This is a genomic window from Verrucosispora sp. CNZ293 (assembly GCF_002754655.1).
Genome location: NZ_PEFR01000001.1, coordinates 5,992,475 through 6,009,357, shown reverse-complemented (window position 1 = coordinate 6,009,357; position 16,883 = coordinate 5,992,475). Strand labels below are relative to the sequence as shown.

13 protein-coding genes are annotated in these 16,883 nt (G+C 72.7%); 3 read left to right on the top strand and 10 right to left on the bottom strand.

The features are described from left to right. Window positions 1-54: 54 nt before the first annotated feature. Together xylB and xylA are read right to left on the bottom strand one after the other, a co-directional pair. A complete protein-coding gene (gene xylB / locus CLT74_RS27370; protein ID WP_099850192.1) occupies window positions 55-1,512 on the bottom strand; it encodes a xylulokinase in 1,458 nt (485 codons plus the stop codon). A gap of 10 nt (window positions 1,513-1,522) precedes the next feature. Continuing rightward, complete coding sequence (gene xylA, locus CLT74_RS27365) at window positions 1,523-2,710, bottom strand: xylose isomerase (RefSeq protein ID WP_099850190.1); 1,188 nt, start codon at window positions 2,708-2,710, stop codon at window positions 1,523-1,525. A gap of 49 nt (window positions 2,711-2,759) precedes the next feature. Here xylA and CLT74_RS27360 point away from each other — a divergent pair, with 49 nt between their 5' ends. Further along, window positions 2,760-4,019 carry an ROK family transcriptional regulator gene (locus tag CLT74_RS27360; RefSeq protein ID WP_099850189.1) on the top strand — a complete coding sequence of 420 codons (1,260 nt, stop codon included), beginning with the start codon at window positions 2,760-2,762 and terminating at the stop codon, window positions 4,017-4,019. Between the two features lie 126 nt (window positions 4,020-4,145). Then, the gene (locus CLT74_RS27355; protein WP_486582600.1) at window positions 4,146-5,828 is read left to right on the top strand and encodes a PP2C family protein-serine/threonine phosphatase; all 1,683 of its coding nucleotides are present in this window, start codon (window positions 4,146-4,148) and stop codon (window positions 5,826-5,828) included. Between the two features lie 42 nt (window positions 5,829-5,870). On the opposite strand, the gene CLT74_RS27350 is transcribed toward CLT74_RS27355, so the two are convergent. Continuing rightward, on the bottom strand, window positions 5,871-6,425 hold the full coding sequence (locus tag CLT74_RS27350; protein ID WP_486582599.1) for a MarR family winged helix-turn-helix transcriptional regulator: 555 nt from the start codon (window positions 6,423-6,425) through the stop codon (window positions 5,871-5,873). A 92-nt stretch (window positions 6,426-6,517) separates the two neighbouring features. Between CLT74_RS27350 and CLT74_RS27345 the strand changes: the two genes are divergently transcribed. Next, a complete protein-coding gene (locus CLT74_RS27345; RefSeq protein ID WP_099850187.1) occupies window positions 6,518-7,642 on the top strand; it encodes a PP2C family protein-serine/threonine phosphatase in 1,125 nt (374 codons plus the stop codon). 15 nt (window positions 7,643-7,657) lie between these two features. On the opposite strand, the gene CLT74_RS27340 is transcribed toward CLT74_RS27345, so the two are convergent. From CLT74_RS27340 to CLT74_RS27310, 7 genes are all read right to left on the bottom strand, one after another. Then, window positions 7,658-9,142, bottom strand: coding sequence for a sugar transferase (locus tag CLT74_RS27340; RefSeq protein WP_099850185.1), 1,485 nt, complete (start codon window positions 9,140-9,142; stop codon window positions 7,658-7,660). Between the two features lie 206 nt (window positions 9,143-9,348). After that, window positions 9,349-11,112, bottom strand: a complete 1,764-nt coding sequence (locus tag CLT74_RS27335; protein WP_099853075.1) for a substrate-binding domain-containing protein — start codon at window positions 11,110-11,112, stop codon at window positions 9,349-9,351. A gap of 145 nt (window positions 11,113-11,257) precedes the next feature. Then, window positions 11,258-12,292 carry a lactonase family protein gene (locus CLT74_RS27330; RefSeq protein WP_199172432.1) on the bottom strand — a complete coding sequence of 345 codons (1,035 nt, stop codon included), beginning with the start codon at window positions 12,290-12,292 and terminating at the stop codon, window positions 11,258-11,260. Window positions 12,293-12,420: 128 nt separating this feature from the next. Then, window positions 12,421-13,023: an ATP/GTP-binding protein gene (locus tag CLT74_RS27325; RefSeq protein ID WP_099850180.1), complete on the bottom strand. Its 603-nt coding sequence runs from the start codon at window positions 13,021-13,023 to the stop codon at window positions 12,421-12,423. Beyond that, complete coding sequence (locus CLT74_RS27320; protein ID WP_099853072.1) at window positions 13,004-13,393, bottom strand: DUF742 domain-containing protein; 390 nt, start codon at window positions 13,391-13,393, stop codon at window positions 13,004-13,006. Before CLT74_RS27320 ends, CLT74_RS27325 begins: the two co-directional genes overlap by 20 nt. Further along, the gene (locus CLT74_RS27315) at window positions 13,383-13,802 is read right to left on the bottom strand and encodes a roadblock/LC7 domain-containing protein (RefSeq protein ID WP_099850177.1); all 420 of its coding nucleotides are present in this window, start codon (window positions 13,800-13,802) and stop codon (window positions 13,383-13,385) included. Before CLT74_RS27315 ends, CLT74_RS27320 begins: the two co-directional genes overlap by 11 nt. Further along, window positions 13,802-16,612 carry a nitrate- and nitrite sensing domain-containing protein gene (locus CLT74_RS27310; protein ID WP_099853068.1) on the bottom strand — a complete coding sequence of 937 codons (2,811 nt, stop codon included), beginning with the start codon at window positions 16,610-16,612 and terminating at the stop codon, window positions 13,802-13,804. The genes CLT74_RS27315 and CLT74_RS27310 overlap by 1 nt, the downstream gene beginning before the upstream one ends. Between the last annotated feature and the right edge of the window lie 271 nt (window positions 16,613-16,883).

Below are 16,883 nucleotides of genomic sequence, written 5' to 3'. Positions count from 1 at the left end.
GGATCGGCTGGCTCCTCGTCACGCGGATGCCACCCGATCCGGGATCGGTGGTGGTCAGTCCTTGGGCAACCGGTCCAGGTGGTGCTCCCGGGCCTGTGCGTAGCGCTCCCGGATGCCGGGCACCGGCTCGGCTGCGTACTCCTCGACGCCGGCCGGTGTCCAGGACGGCGGCTCGCCGGTGCCCAGCGCCAACCACGCGGCCTGTCGGGCGGCACCGTCGGCGACGTACTCACCGGGCGGTGGGACGACCACCGGGCAGCCGAAGACCTGCGCCGCGATGCGACGCACCGCCGCCGACCGGGCACCGCCGCCGACCAGGATCACCCGGCGTACCTCCGCGCCGTGAGCGGCCAGCGCGTCGAGCCCGTCGGCGAGGGCGCAGAGCATCCCCTCCACGGCCGCCCGGGCCAGGTGCGCCGGGGTCGAGGTGCGCAGCGTCAGCCCGTGTACCGCCCCGGTGGCGTCCGGCCGGTTCGGGGTCCGCTCGCCCTCCAGGTACGGCACCATGACCAGCCCGTCCGCGCCGGGCGGCGCGGCCAGCGCCAGATCGGCCAGCTCGTCCAGACCCACCCGCAGCATCGCCGCGGCGGCGTCCAGCACCCGGGCCGCGTTCAGCGTGCAGACCAGTGGCAGGAACCGGCCGGTCACGTCGGCGAAGCCGGCGACGATACCGCTCGGGTCGGCCGCCGGGGTGTCCGCGACGCTGAAGACCGTGCCGGAGGTACCTATCGACACCACCACGTCGCCGGGACGCGCCCCGACGCCGAAGCCGGCGGCGGCGTTGTCGCCCGCCCCGGGCCCGAGCAGCGCCGCGCCGGAGCCCGGGGCGGCGCCCGAGCCGGACAGCGCCGCCGGAGCAAGATGCCCGGCGGCCTCGGTCGGGCCGAGGACCCTCGGCACCCGCACCACCCGACCGAGCGCCTGCTCCAACAGATCCGGCCGGTACTCGCCGGTGGCCGGGGACCAGTAGCCGGTGCCGCTGGCGTCGCTGCGGTCGGTACGCAGCGCGTCCAGCCCGGGGGCCCCGGCCAGTCGCCAGGTCAACCAGTCGTGCGGCAGGCAGACCGCCGCCACCCGGGCCGCGTTGGCCGGCTCGTTCCGGGCCAGCCAACGCAGCTTGGTGACGGTGAAGCTGGCCACCGGCACGCTGCCCACCGCGTCGGCCCAGAACCGGCGTCCGGCCTGCCCCTCGCCGGCCTCCTGGACCAGCTCGGCCGCTGCCCCGGCGGACCGGGTGTCGTTCCACAGCAGGGCCGGCCGGATGACCTCGCCGGCCTCGTCGAGGCAGACCATGCCGTGCTGCTGACCTCCCACGGAGACCGCGGCGACGTCAGTCAGCCCACCGGCGGCGTCGATCGCCGTCTGGAGGGCGGACCACCAGGCCGAGGGGTCGACCTCGGTGCCGTCCGGGTGCGGTGCCCTGCCCTGCCGGACCAGGGCACCGGTCTCCGCGTCCCGGACGACCACCTTGCACGACTGGGTGGAGGAGTCCACCCCGGCGACGAGCGGCATGCCGGCCGCCTCAGCGTGCGCCGAGCACGTGCTCGACGGCGAGCTGGTTCAACCGGATGAAGCCGAAGCCCTTGGCGGCGGCGGCGTCGACGTCGTAGTTCTCGAACGCGCCGGTGTCGGCGAGCAGCTCGGTGTAGCCCTCACCGTCGCCCAGGGTCGGTACGCCCAACTCGCCGACCTTGCTCGCGGCCAGCGCCTCGACCACCTCCGGGTCGGCCCGGAACGCCGCCGCCCGCTCCTTGAGCAGCAGGTAGGTCCGCATGTTCGCGGCGGCGGAGGCCCACACCCCGTCCATGTCCTCGGTGCGGGAGGGCTTGTAGTCGAAGTGGCGCGGCCCCTCGTACGCCGGGCCGCCGCCCGGTGCGCCGTGCTCCAGCAGGTCGACCAGGGCGAACGCGTTGAGCAGGTCGCCGTGGCCGAAGACCAGGTCCTGGTCGTACTTGATGCCGCGCTGGCCGTTGAGGTCGATGTGGAACAGCTTGCCCTGCCAGAGCGCCTGGGCGATGCCGTGGACGAAGTTCAGCCCGGCCATCTGCTCGTGGCCGACCTCCGGGTTCACCCCGACCCGCTCCGGGTGGGCGAGGGTGGAGATGAACGCGAGGGCGTGCCCGACGGTGGGCAGCAGGATGTCGCCGCGCGGCTCGTTGGGCTTCGGCTCCAGCGCGAAGCGCAGGTCGTAGCCACGGTCGATGACGTACTGGCAGAGCAGGTCGACCGCCTCGCGGTAACGCTCCAGCGCGGCCTGGACGTCCTTGGCCACGTCGTACTCGCCGCCCTCGCGGCCGCCCCACATGACGAAGGTCTTCGCGCCCAGCTCGGCGGCGAGGTCGACGTTGCGCAGCACCTTGCGCAGCGCGTACCGCCGCACGTCACGGTCGTTGCTGGTGAAGCCGCCGTCCTTGAAGACCGGCTGCTGGAACAGGTCGGTGGTGACCATCGGCACCACCAGGCCGGTCTCGTCGAGCGCCTTGCGGAACCGGGCGATCTGGGCGTCGCGGGTGGCGGCGTCCGCGCCGAACGGCACCAGGTCGTCGTCGTGGAAGGTGACGCCGTACGCGCCCAGCTCGGCGAGTCGGTGCACCGACTCCACCGGGTCCAACGCTTCGCGGGTGGCGTGGCCGAACGGGTCGCGGCCCTGCCAGCCGACCGTCCAGAGCCCGAAGGAGAACTTGTCGGCAGGGGTGGGACGGGGTGCCATGGCAGACCTCCGGTGATGTCGTCCGCTATTTGTTCAGTGGTTGAATTAAATGACTGTGGTGTGGCAGTGTCAAGGGGTGAAACCACCCGCAGCCCCGGCCGGTGCGGTGCGGCAGGGCAGCCTGCGTGAGCTGAACCTCGCCCTCGTGCTCGGCCGTATCGCCGCCGCCCGCCGCCCGCCGTCGCGGGCCGCGCTGGCTGCGGAGACCGGCCTCACCCGGGCCACCGTCTCGGCCGTGGTGGAGGACCTCGTCGCCGGTCGGCTCGTCACCGAGGCGGACCCGACACCCCGGGCCGGCGCCGGTCGCCCGGCGCGCGGTCTGATGCTGGCCGGCGACGGCCCCGCCGGGCTCGGACTGGAGATCAATGTCGACTACCTGGCCGCCTGCGTCGTCGACCTCGCCGGTCAGGTTCGGCACCACACCGTGCACCGGGCCGACCAGCGACCCGTCTCCCCGGCCGACGCGCTCGGCCGGCTCGCCGAGCTGGCCGGACGGGCCCGCGCCGACGCCGACGCCCAGGGCCTGACCCTGGCCGGTGCGGCCCTGGGGGTGCCCGGCCTGGTCGACGACGCCGGTCGGGTCCGCCTGGCACCGAACCTCGGCTGGCGGGACGTGCCGGTGCCGGAACTGCTGGCCGACCACCCCGCGCTGACCGAGACCGTCGACGGGATACCGCCGCTGGTGGTGGACAACGAGGCGAACCTCGCCGCGCTCGGTGAGTTGCACGCGGGTGCCGCGCCGGGCAGCTTCCTGCACATCTCCGGCGAGGTGGGCATCGGCGCCGGCATCGTGCTGGACGGCGCGTTGTTCCGGGGCACCCGCGGGTGGAGCGGCGAGATCGGGCACATCCCGGTCCGCCCGGACGGGCCACCCTGCCGCTGCGGCGGCCGTGGCTGTCTGGAACTCTACGCCGGGCAGGAGGCGATCCTCTCCGCCGCCGGTCTGGCCGGAGCCGACCTGCCGGCCGACCGGGCATCGACCCGGCTGACCCAGCTCGCCACCGCCGGGCACCCCGCCGTCCTGCGCGCCCTGGCCGAGGCGGGTACGGCGATCGGGGTCACCGTGGCGAGCGTGGTCAACCTGCTGGACCTGGACACGGTGGTGCTCGGTGGCGGCTACGCACCGCTCACCGGCTGGCTCCGGCCACCCGTACTCGCCGAGATCGAACGTCGGGTGCTCACCGCGGCCTGGTCCCCGGTCACCGTCCGGCCGGCCACCCTCGGCGCCACGGCAGCCGCGGTGGGAGCCGCCGGTTCGGTGGTACGCCGGATCATCGCCCGCCCCGGCGGCTGGTTGGCCCGACTCTGACTCTCTCGGCAGGTGCGGCTCAGCGACAGGTCGGTACGCTTGCTCCCAGGCAACCAACCGTGACCCCGAGGAGTGCACCACCGGCATGCGTACTGGTCGACAGCGCCCGGCGCCCGGCACCCGCCGGTGACCAGCACCCGACAGGGCGCCGTCACCGGTGCGGCAGGCGAGCAGGCCGACGACGGACGGTCGGACCGCCCCGCCGCCGCCGTGCCCCTCACCAGCACGCTCCCCGTGGACGCCGATCTCGCCCGTGAGTTGCTCGACGGGCTCGACGAGGCGGTGCTGACGGTCGACGACACCGGCCTGGTCGTGCTGGCCAACGCGATGGCCGGGAAACTGCTGCCGGAGGTCGTCGCCGGCACCGACCTGGCCGACTGTGCACCGCCGACGCTGGCGGACGCGCTCGCCACCGGTACCTCCGACTTCGAGGGTGAGCACCGGGGCCGGCTGCTGCAGGGCGTCCGCCGCGAGCTGGGCGGCAACCGGTCCGCCTGGTACGTACGGGATGTCACCGACGAGTACGGTCGCGCCGAGGAACTGCTGGCCGAGCGCCGGCGTACCCGGTTCCTGGCCCGGTCCGGCCGTCAACTCGGCCTGGCGCTGGCGCGTGACCAGGCCCTGCGAATCGTTGCCACGCTCCCGGTGCCGTACCTGGCCGACCTGGCCCTGGTGGTGCACCTGCCACCGACGCCCACCGAGTACCGGCCGCACTGGGTGCGGTATGCCGCCGACGACACCGCGCCGGCCACCGGAGCTGTCGACTGGGACGTGGTCTCCGCCGTGCCCGGTCTCATCGAGGCCCTCGACGGCGAGCCCACCGAGCCACGACTCAGGCCGGTTAGCGGCGGAAACGGGCTCGACCCGTTGCTCCCGGCGGGTCTCGACCCGCCCGCGACCCTGCTGGTCAGCCCGATGCCCGGGGCCGGTGGCACGGCTGGTGCCCTGGTGCTGCTGCGCCGCTCCCCGCGGGCCGGGTTCGACGGCCGCGATGTCGAGCTGGTCCGGGAGTTCGCCGCCCGGGCCGGCGCCGCACTGGCCACCGCACAGTTGCACGACGAACAGAGCCACCTTGCCCGGGTGCTCCAGAGCAGTCTGCTGCCGCCGAAACTGCCCCCGGTGGCCGGCATGAGCCTCGCCGGTGGCTACCGCGCGGCCGGGGACAGCCTGCGCATCGGTGGCGACTTCTACGACGTCCTGCCGACCGGTGGCGGGGCGCTCTTCGCCGTCGGCGACGTCTGCGGCAAGGGCGTCGGTGCGGCAGTGCTCACCGGCCGGGTACGCCAGTCGTTGCAGACCCTGCGCCTGGTCGAGCAGCAGCCGCTGGAGTTGCTCGGGCTGCTCGACCGGGCACTGCTCGACATGCCGGACGCGTCCCGACGCGGCCAGTTCACCACCCTGCTGCTGGGTGCCCTGCGCCCCGGGCCCGAGGGCGGGTTGCTGGTGCGGATCGCCGGCGGTGGACATCCGGCGCCCCTGCTGATCCGCGGCGACGGCAAGGTGACGGCGGTTCGGGTGGGCGGCATGCCCGTCGGTGCGCTGAGCGGTGCCCGATTCGCCGCCGCCGACCTTCGGCTGCGCCCCGGTGAGCTGCTGTTCACCAGCACCGACGGGGTCACCGACACGCGGGGCGGCCCGCGCGGCACGGAGCCCTTCGGTGAGCAGCGGCTTCGCCGGACGCTGGCCGCCGCCGCCGGGCTGCCCCCGGCGACGCTTGTCGACCGGGTGCTTCAGGAGGTCGACAGGTGGACTGCCGGGCACCGCCACGACGACGTCGCGATACTGGCGATCGGCCCAGCCCCGGCCTGACCCCGGTGCGAACCCGGCCGAGCCGCCCGGCGACCCGGTCGGTCAGGCTGTCCGGAAGACGGAAGCGTCCCCCGCCGCCCAGCCCCGCGACGCCGCCTCGACGGCCTCCCGACCGTCCGCCGACTGCTCCACGCGTGGCTGCTCGGCCTGCGGCACCAGCGGCGACACCGGCCGTACCACCCGTGCGCGGGCGGCCTCGTCGAACGCGCGCAGCCCCCGCAGCAGCGCCTCCCGAGCCTCGGGCGTCATATCCGCCAGGATCGTCGCCAGATGCTGGCGACGGTCGTCGCGCAGCTCAGCCAGCAGCCGGCGGGCCTCAGCCGTCAGGTGCAGCGAGATCTCCCGCCGATCGGCACGACCCGGCTCCCGTTCCAGCATCCCGGCGGCCACCAGCCGGTCGCAGAGTCTGCTCGCCGACGACAGCAGCATGTCCAGGCCGGTGGCGAGGCGTCGCAGGTTGATCCCGTCGTGCCGTTCGACGAGCATGACGGCGCGAAGCTGGGCGGTGGAGATACGGTTGGCCGTCCGTTCCCGCGCACCGTCCCAGACCGTCAGCAGGGCACCTGCCGCGGTATCCAGCTCGGCAGCCATACTCATCTCGGGTCCCGGTGGACCATGCAGTTCCGCCATGGTGCGCCTGAGCGTACTCCGATTCCGTCGGCGGTTGGGCTTGTGATCAAGGAGAGACCATGACCGAGCCGGTCGACAAGGGCCGCGCGGCCATCACCTCCGCCCCCGTGGACCTCCTCGTGACCCGCGTCGGCGAGCTGTTCGCGCGGGAGTACGGCGTCACCGACACGGAGCTTTTGCAGGTCGACTATCGGCTGGCGGCGTTGCTGCCACTCGGTTCCGGGGACGCGGTGACCACGCCCGGGCACCCGGCGTGGCGTTGCTTCGACCACCAGAGCCCGATCCATGTCGACGGGGTCGGGTACCTGCCGGTGAGCATGCGTGGGGAACAACGTGGCGTGCTCAGAGTGACTCCTGTCACTGATGCGCGACTGGCCGAGATGGCCGAGGTCGCCACCGCGCTGGCCCACGAGTTGGCTGCGGTCGACGCGGGCACGGACGTGTACCGGGTGGCCCGGCGCAGCCGCCGCCTCACCCTCGCCGCCGAGGTGCAGTGGGAGCTGCTGCCGGGACGCAGCCGACTCCGTCCCTCCTTCAGCCTCGCCGGCCAACTGGAGCCGGCGTACGCGGTGCGCGGTGACAGCTTCGACTGGTCCGACGACGGTGAGCGGGTCTGGCTCGCCACCATCAACGGGATGGGTGAGGGGGTCGCGGCGTCGATGCTGACCACCCTCGCCACCTGCGCGCTGCGCAACGCCCGTCGGGCCGGCATCCCGCTGGCCGACCAGGCCGCCCTGGCCGACCAGGCGATCTACGACCTGCACCGGGGCGAGCAGTACCTCGCGACCCTGCTGCTCCAACTGGACCTGCGCAGCGGGCTGCTCACCGCCGTCGACGCCGGTTCGCCCCGGCTCGTCCTGCTGCGCGACGGCGAGGTCAGCATTCAGCCACTGGAGGAGCAGTTCCCGCTCGGCATGTTCGAGGGAACCAACTACCGGGAACAGTTCGTCCAGCTCCAGCCCGGCGACCGGTTGTTCATGATCAGCGATGGGGTGATCGAGGCGACCGGCCGCGCGGAGCGGTACGGCCAGACGGCGCTCGACCGGATGTTGCGCCGGACCGCGCCGATGACGTCCCTGGACGCGGTCCGCTCCCTCCTCGGCGACCTGCGCGCGTTCGTCTCCGGTGATCTCACCGACGACGCCGTCGTGGTCTGCCTGGACTGGCTCGGTCCACAGCCATGAGGCACCCCCGCCGGGTCAGTACGCGCCGCGACTGTTGACCACCGCGCCGACGGTCTTCCAGAGGATCGTCAGGTCGGCGGCCAGCGACCAGTTCTCCACGTAGTAGAGATCGAGCCGGATGCCGTCCTCCCAGCTCAGGTCGGACCGTCCGCTGACCTGCCAGAGCCCGGTCATCCCCGGTTTGACGAGCAACCGGCGGGCGACGTCGCCGTCGTAGCGGGCCACCTCGGAGGGCAGCGGCGGCCGGGGGCCGACCAGGCTCATCTGCCCCAGCAGGACGTTCACCAGTTGCGGCAGCTCGTCCAGCGACCACTTGCGCAACAGCCGGCCGACCCGGGTCACCCGGGGGTCGTCCCGCATCTTGAACAGCAGGCCGTCGGTCTCGTTGCGGGCGGCCAGCTCCGCCAGCAGCACGTCCGCGTTGACCACCATGGTGCGGAACTTGAAGACCCCGAACTCCTGGCCGCCCTGCCCGACCCGGGTCTGCCGGAACAGCACCGGGCCCCGGCTGTCCAGCTTCACGGCCAGCGCGATGACCGCCACCACCGGTAGCAGCAGCGTCAACGCGACGAACGACATGGACCTGTCGACGAACCCCTTCACCAGTTTGCGGACGCCGCGGAACTCCGGCGCCTCGACATGGATCAACGGCAGCCCGGCGACCGGCCGGGTGTGGATGCGGGGCCCCGCGACGTCGGTGAGCGCCGGAGCCAGCACCAGGTCGATGCCGGTGCCCTCCAGTTGCCAGCCGAGCCGACGTAGCCGGGTGGCGGTCAGCTCCCCGCAGGCGGTGACGGCGACCGTGTCCGCGCCGATCGCGGCGGCGGCCTCCGGGATGGCCCGGAACGAGCCGACCACCGGCACGTCACCGAGCCGCTGCGCGACCGGGGCCAGCAGGGCGTCCGGGATGCAGGCGCCGACCACCTGGTAGCCGGCGTACGGTTCGCGACGCAGGGTGTGCACCAGCTCCAGCACGTGGGCGGTGTCACCGACCACCAGTACCTTCCGGGACCAGCCCGACCCCTGCGAGCGGGCGCGGTGCAGACGCTTACGGGCGGCGAACCGGGCCACCTCCAGACCGATAATGCCCACCGCGAAGGTGATGGCCAGGAAGCCTCGGGAGACACCGACGTCGGCGACGTAGCCGGCGATGGCGGTGGCGCCGGCCAGCCGCAGACTCGCCATGCTCACCCGGCGGTACTCGTCCGCACCGTAGCCGACGACCCGGTCGTCGTAGCAGCGCAGGGCCTTCAGCGAGACCAGCCAGGCCAGCACGAGCGCCGGGGCGACAAGAACGTACGGCACCGTGCCGCGGGGGGCCGCCTCGCCGAACCGGACGGCGTAGCCGACCAGCACCGCCACCGCCAGTACGGCGGTGTCCAGCACGACCAGGGTCCGGACGTACGTCCGCTGGTCGGTGCGCACCGGTCGCCCTGGTGGCGGGGAGTTGTGCGGTCGCGATGACGATCTGACCGGGGTCAACAGCGTCGCCGAGGTCACCAGCCCTCCCACTTCGCTCGCCGACGGCACGGGCCCGGCCAGTAAGGCCGGGTCTGCCGATGCACGACGACATCCTGCCCTGACAACCATGACTACCAATTGCTTCGGACGTATTGCCGTCAGTTTCCAAGGCGTAGGACAACGAGAAAGGGGCCGGTGGTACCGGAGAAACCGGTACCACCGGCCCCTTTTCGGGGTTTCTCAGGTCAGGCCGGCGCCTTCCGCAGCGCGATCGCCCGGAGGAAGATGTCACCGATCTTGGTGGGGTCGGTGGCGACGAACGCACCGCCACCGGCGCTCTTCGCGATGGTGTCCAGCTCCGACTTGCTGACCTCAGTGCCGATACCGATGATGATCACCTGGATCGGCTGGTCCGGGTCCTTGATCCGCTTCAGCTCGGCGAGCAGGGCCTTCTGGGAGATGCCGTTGTCGTCCTCGTTCTTGCCGTCGGTGAAGAGCACGATCGAGTTGACCTTGCCCGGCTCCCAGTTCGCCTGGACGTCCTTGTACGCGGCCAGCAGCGTGTCGTACAGGCCGGTGTCGCCGCTCGACGAGACGACCCGGTCCAGACCCCGCTCCAGCTCGCTGCGCTGCCGCGACAGCGGCGCGATCGGCACCAGCTCCTGGTAGTCCCGCGAGCCCACCAGGTTCGTCGAGAAGACCCACAGGCCGATCGACCAGGAGTCGTCGAACAGGTTCAGGCCGCGCCGGGCAGCCTCCGTGGTGACCTGCTGCCGGGTCGCCCCGTTCGCGGTCGGTACCTCGTTCTTCATCGAGCCGGAGACGTCGATGACGCAGAGCATCCGGCCGGACAGCGTGGCGATGGACCAGCTGGAGACCGCCCGCTCCACCGCGTCCGGCGCCAGCCCACCGGCGGCGACGCCACCCTGTGCCGGCGGCGCGACGGAGGGGTCTCCGCCGGCCGGGCTCGGCGCACCCTGCGGCGCGTTGAAGCCGGCGCCCCAGTTGCCGTCCGGGGCCCGCAACGACTGCGCGGCCAGCTTGTCCTTGAACGACGCCGTGGTGAGCGCCTCGAACAGCACCCCGGCGGCGGACGCCTTGGCCGGCTCGATCCCGGGCAGCACGGCGTACGGGTAGTCCAGCGGCAGCGGTGCCGGCTTCAGGTAGAGCGCTGCCAACGGCACCGGAGGCTTCCGGGCGTTGTACTGGATGACGTCTTCCTCGGACAGCGCCGCCGCACCGAGGGCGCTGGCCAGCGTGGTGGCGTCGGTGGCCGTCGGGAACTTGGCGAGCAGGTCCTGGCGCAGCGCCGAGGCGCCCGCGGCCAACGCCCGCAGCGCACCGACGCGCTCCTGCTCGGCGGTCTCGCCACCGCTCGACGCCGCGGCGGTCATCATCGACAGCAGGCCGGACAGTCCGGCGGCGTCGCGGGTCGGCTCCACGATGCCGGTCTTCAGCGGCCGGTCACTGTTGAGGCGTGTCAGCAGGTCGGTCCAGCCGAGTTCCTGCTGCGGCCAGCCCAGCCGGGTGGCGATCGGCTCCGGCATGGCGACCACCACCGGGCTGCTCGCGATGGACGAGCCGTTGCCGGGCTCGAAGGCCGCCGCGCCGCCGGTCTTGAGTCGCAGCAGCCAGGTCGAGGAGTCCGGGATCCAGACGTCCGGGCTCACCGCGGTGCCACTGGCCTGCCCCACCCCGGCCAGGATCGCGCCGTGCTTGGCGGAGACCACCGCGGCCACTTCGACCGGGTCGGAGGCAGCGACCGTCACATCGATGCACGTTCCATCGACTGCGGCGCCCTTCTCCTCCCACTCGGTGGCCGCCTCGTCGACCGCCGGGGCGAGCTCGCTCGCCACCGCGACGGACAGCTCGATCTTGCCCGAGCAGTCCTGACCGGCGAGTTGGCGATATCCCACCCACCCACCAGCGGTGACGACGAGTACGCCGACCGCTGCTGCGGCGGCGGCACCGTGAATACTTGAACGCATGCGATGGCGGCCTGCTGACACGCAGACCATCTTGCGTATCCGACCGTTGGACTGCCATGGCCGTTCGGACGAAAGTTACAGAGGAGAAACAGTTTACCGTGATTCAGTAACTTTGAGTGACGAGTCAGCGGCGCAATGTGGATGTATCTATGTCCGACGCCCACGATCAGGGCAGAACGCAAGTAGGGCTCGCAACCGGCAACGGCTCCCCGCTCGCCACCGGCACGCCCGTCGCCGGATCGACCCGGAAAGTGCGCACCATGTCCGCCCGTTCGTCGGCGACGTAGAGGTGCTCCCCGATGAGCGCGAAGTGCCGGGGCCACTCGCCGCCGGTCTCCACCTCCGCCACGAGTTCCGGCAGGCCAGCGCCGAGGGCGAAGACCGTCACCGTGCCGACGCCCCGATTGGCGACGTAGAGGAAACGGCCGTCCGGACCGATTCCGATCTCGGACGGTTGGACGTGCCCACCCCGGTCGCTGGCGTCGACCCGGCCCCGCTGGTGCAGCGTCCCGTCGGTCAGCTCGTAGGCGAGTACCGAGCCGTCCAACTCGCCTGAGACGTAGCAGCGCCGCCCGTCGGGGTGCCGGGCCAGGTGTCGGGGCCCCACCCCGGCAGCGGTGCGCACCCGGGGCGCGCGCGGAACCAGTCGCCCGGTGGCGGCGTCGAGGTCGTACCGGTAGATCGAGTCGGTGCCCAGGTCGACAGCCAGCAACGGCGACGCGCCCGGGCCCGGCGAGACCATGTGAGCGTGCGCCCGCTCCTGGCGGTCGGGGTCGGCCCCGTGCCCCTGGTGCTCCACCACGTCGGTGCGCTCGCCGGGCACCCCCTCGGCGTCGAGCGGAAACACCGTCACGCTGCCGCCGCCGTAGTTGGCCACGAACAGGTGCCCGCCGTCCGGCGCGACCGCCAGATGGCACGGCTCCGCACCGCCGGTGGGCCACGAGCCGATCGCGGCCAGGTCACCATCGGTCTCGACCCGCCACGCGCTGAGCCGGCCCTCGGGCAGCTCGTTCACCGCGTACAGCACGGGTCGCGTCGGGTGGCGGGCCAGGAAGGACGGCGAATCGGTGACCGCGACGGTGCCCAGCGACGTCAGTTCACCGGTACGCGGCTCCCGCCGGGCGGCGACGATCCCGGTCCCGCGCCCTCCGCTGGGCGCGGTGTATCCGCCGATGTGAACGATCTCGTCTCGACCTGCCACCGGCTCCCGCCCTCCGCTCATTCGTCCGCCGACTCCCACCAGAAACCTTCCCCCCGCACCGGCGAGTTAGACCTCTGAACCGCGACCCGGCCACACCGGTCCGCCCCGGGCCCCCGCCCCCGGTCGGCTCAGGCCGTCGGCACCGGCTCGCCCCGCTGCCGGGCCACGTGCTCGACCAGGGAGATCAGCACGGTCTTGCCGGACTGCCGGTCCCGCGCGTCGCAGAGCACCATCGGCACGTCCGGGTCTAGGTCCAGGGCCTTACGCACCGCCTCCAGGCTGAACCGCCGGGAGTCGTCGAAGCAGTTCACCCCCACCACGAACGGGATGCCCCGCTGCTCGAAGTAGTCGATCGAGGGGAAGCAGTCGGCCAGCCGTCGGGTGTCGGCGAGCACCACCGCGCCGAGCGCCCCGAAGGCCAGCTCGTCCCAGAGGAACCAGAACCGGTCCTGTCCAGGCGTACCGAAGAGGTACAGCTGGAGGTCGTCGTTGATGGTGATCCGCCCGAAATCCATCGCGACGGTGGTCGTCGACTTGGTCTCCACCCCGGAGATGTCGTCGGTCTCGATGCCGGCACCCGTCAGGATCTCCTCGGTCTGCAACGGCCGGACCTCACTCAACGCGCTCACAAGCGTCGTCTTGCCGGCGCCGAAGCCACCGGCGATGAGGATCTTCAGCGCGATGGGCACCCGAAGGCCCCGCCGCTCGCCGTCATAACGCACGGAGTCCATCGACCACCGCCTTGAGGATGTCGTTGTCGGGTAGGTACGTGGCACGCGGCGGCTGGTGCACGGCGACCAGTCCCCGGGACAGCAGATCTCCAAGCAGCACCCGGACCACGCCGACCGCCAGGTCCAGATCTGCGGCGAGTTCCACGACCGGGGTCCCGCTGCCGGCCAGTTCCACGAGCAACCGGTGCTCCGGATGCAGCTCCGGATAGGCCGCGAGGTCCGGGTCCGGCTTCGCCATCACGTAGGCGACCAGGTCGAACCCGTTGCTGCTCGGATGGGCACGACCCCCGGTGAGGGTGTACGGCCGCACCACCGGCCCGGCGTCGGCGTCGAGCCACTCGTGTCGGGGCCCGGGTAAGTCAGTCCGCATCGGCGGTACCCACCGACGCGCGAGCCGGCGCACCCAGGTTCTCGCCCACCCGGGTCACCAGCATCGCCATCTCGTACGCCACCAGGCCGATGTCCGCGTCCGCGTCGCTGGCGACCGCCAGGCACGCGCCCTGCCCGGCCGCCGTGACGAAGAGGTACGCGGACTCCATCTCCACCACGGTCTGCCGGACCGGTCCCCCGGTCAACTGTCGGCTGGCCCCCCGGGCGAGGCTGGACAGGCCGGAGGCCAGCGCGCAGAGGTGCTCGGCGTCGGCGGTGTCCATGCCGGCGGAGGAACCCAGCAGAAGTCCGTCCGCCGACAGCACCACAGCGTGCCGCGCGGTCGGCACCCGCTCCAGCAGATCGTCAAGCAACCAGTCGAGATCTGCGTTCTGCCTCGTCGATTGCATCAGGCGTCCCTCTCAGTCGCGGTCGGGGAATCCACCGGCGCCGCTTCGGTGCCGGGCGGCGCAGCGGTCCGGTCCTGGGCCACCCGCGCGGTCCCGGACCGGTCCGACGAGTCCACCTGGGTCCCAGTCTGGCCGTTCGGGCCCGTGGCAGGTGCGCCGTCCGGGCGGTTCGGCTCCGCCGGGGACGGCCCCGGGCCGGTCGGCTGCTCGGGCATCGGCCCGTCCCGGTCGGGGTCGCGGGTACCGGTGGCGGCGCGCCGACCCCGCGCGGTGCCCGCCTGCAACGCCGACATGAATCGCCGCGCCTCCTCGGGGCTTCGCGGCGTCGGGTCGCGGTGCGCCCGGTCGAGGGCCCGCGAGGCGAGCACCGGCTGCCGGACGGTCGGGCCGTCGATCGCGGCCGACCGTGCGACGGGTGCGGCCACCGTCGGCAGTTGGACCGTGGGCTCCGACGTGCGGTCACCTCCGGGTACGCCCGGGTGCGTGGCAGCCGGTCCGGCCGGCACCGGTGTCGACGAGTCGGTCCCGGATGGTGACGTACCGGCGGCGGACGCCGGTGCCGCTCCGGTCGGAGCCGCCTCGGTGCCGGACGGGGCACGGTCCATCGCCCCGGCGTCCGTCGCTGTCGGGGCTTCCGCCGAGTCCGAAGTGGACGGGGCGACGGCTCCCCGGCGGATCCGGCGGGGCAGCCCGTCGGCCTCGGCCGGCCCGACCGTCGAGCCGCCCGGAGCGCCGGCTGCCGCGCCCGACTCGCCGGTCGACACCGGCCTGCCACCTCGGGCGGTCCGGGTCCGGGTCCGGGGCACGGTGGTCAGTCGACTCGCCCGGGCCAGTCGCCGCTGCTCCGGCGTGGCAACCCGGTCGTGACCCGCCAGCACCTCCGGACCGGGCAGCGGCGACGGTTCCTCAGTGATCAGCTCGGTCGGGATGAGAACCACGGCGGTGAGGCCGGTTCCCTCCGATCGGCGCAGCCGCACCCGGACGTCGTGCCGGGCGGCCAGTCGCGCCACCACGAACAACCCGAGCCGGGCGGTCTCGCTGGGATCGAACTCCGGCGACCGGGCCAGCTTCAGGTTCGCCTCGTCGATCGCCGCCTCGCTCATGCCGAGACCCTCGTCGGATACGGAGAGGGCGTAACCGTGGGCCACGTGCTCACCGGAGATCTCGACCCGTGAATCGGGTGGTGAGAACGCCGTGGCGTTCTCGATCAGCTCGGCGAGCAGGTGGATGATGTCGCCCACCACCCGGCCGACCGTGCCGGCGGGCTGCACCGTGGTGATGTCGACCCGGTCGTACGACTCGACCTCGGAGATCGCCCCTCGGATCAGGTCCACCATGGCGACCGGGTTGCGCCAGCCCCGGCCCGGTGCGGCACCGGCGAGGATGACCAGGTCCTCCGCGTGCCGACGCAGCCGGGTGGCGAGGTGGTCGACGCGGAACAGCTCGGCCAGGTGGTCGGGGTCCTCCGCGTCGCGTTCCAGTCGGTCGAGCAGGGCGAGCTGCCGGTGCACGAGCCCCTGGCTGCGTCGGGCGATGTTCAGGAAGACGTCGTTGAGGCCACGCCGCAGGCTCACCTCGTCCATGGCCGAGCGGATCGCGGCCCGGTGCACCTCGGTGAACGCCTGGGCGACCCGGCCGATCTCGTCGGCGCCCCGGTCGGCCACGGACGCCTCCTGTGCCAGGTCGACCTGCTCCCCCTTGCGCAGCCGGTCCACCACCTCCGGTAGGCGCCGTTCGGCGTCGGCGAGCGTGCCGCGTACCAGGGTCAGCCGCTGCGCGAGTGAGCGGCCGACCCGGACCGCCACGACCAGCGAGAGCACGACGGCGACCAGGCCGAGCAGTCCGGCTGCGGCCAGCCGGACCAGGGTGCGTACCGCCATCGGCACGGACCGGTCGGCCAGTCCGTCCGCCTGGGTCAGTTCAAAGTCCCGCAACGACTGCTGCACCGCGTCGTAGCTGGTCTGCCACTCCTGCGGGTCGAGCCGGGGTCGGGCCGACGGGTCGGTGGTGACCAGGTCGTCCTGCATCGACCGGAGCCGGCCGAACGCACGCTGTTCGGTCAGCCGCTGGTAGGCGGTCCGGTCCGCCTCGGGCAGGTCGGCCACCGCGGCCTCGGCCAGGAACCGTTGATTGCCGATGCCCTGCACGAGCAGGGTGTGCTCGCCTTCGGCGAACCCACCGGCGGTCAGCACACCGGCCAGCAGCGCGTCGGTCTGGCCGAGCAGTTCCCGCGAGCGACCGAGATTGGTGAGCGCCAGCGCCTCCCGGTTGAGGTCGTGGTCCGGAAGATTGGCCAGGGCGGTGAAGGTGCGGAACGCGGAGGAGATCATCCCGCTGTAGAGGCCGACGGCACCGGTCCGGTCGAGGTCCCGACGATCGATGAAGGCTCGGCCGGCCGGCAACGCGTCCAGCTCGCCGAGGAACCGATCGAGCCGGGCTTCGAGCAGCTCCCCGGCGGCGTCCCGCAGCTGTTCCCCGCCGACCCGGCGGCGTAGCTCGGTGACCGCCGCGTCGGTGCGGGTCCGCTGTTCCAGGAGAGCCGGCAGCACACAGTTCGCTGGCGGCTGGCCGCACTCGCTACGGGGCGAGGCGAGGTGCACCACGGAGAGCCGGCGCTCCCGTTGCAGCTCGGCCACCACTGTCTCACCCGGTCTGCCGAGATCGTAGAGAAGAGTGCGGGCGGAGAGCAGGTCGAGCGCCGGTCCGAAGGTGAGCGTGGTGGCGAAGATCCACAGTGCCAGCAGGGCGGTCACCGGCACGACAACCAACGCGGTCAGCTTCGAGCGGATCGGCCAGTCGCGGGTGTTCAATCGGACCTCGCCCGGAAGGGTGGCTGGCAGGGCTCCGGCGCAGCCGGGCAGCGCCGTCACCGGGGCGCACCCCGGTCGTCCCGCCGGGACGCCGGCTCGGGCGCCTTGGGCAGGATACGTAATCCGCGCCGGTCGCACTACCGTCCGTCGAGACTACCGGTACGTTGCCGAACGTTCCGAGGACGAACCGCTTGTCGGGTTTCGCCGGGCCGGCAATGGGATCGGGGCAGGAAAGTGCTCCGGAACTGGATTGGCGATCAGTGCGTGGCGG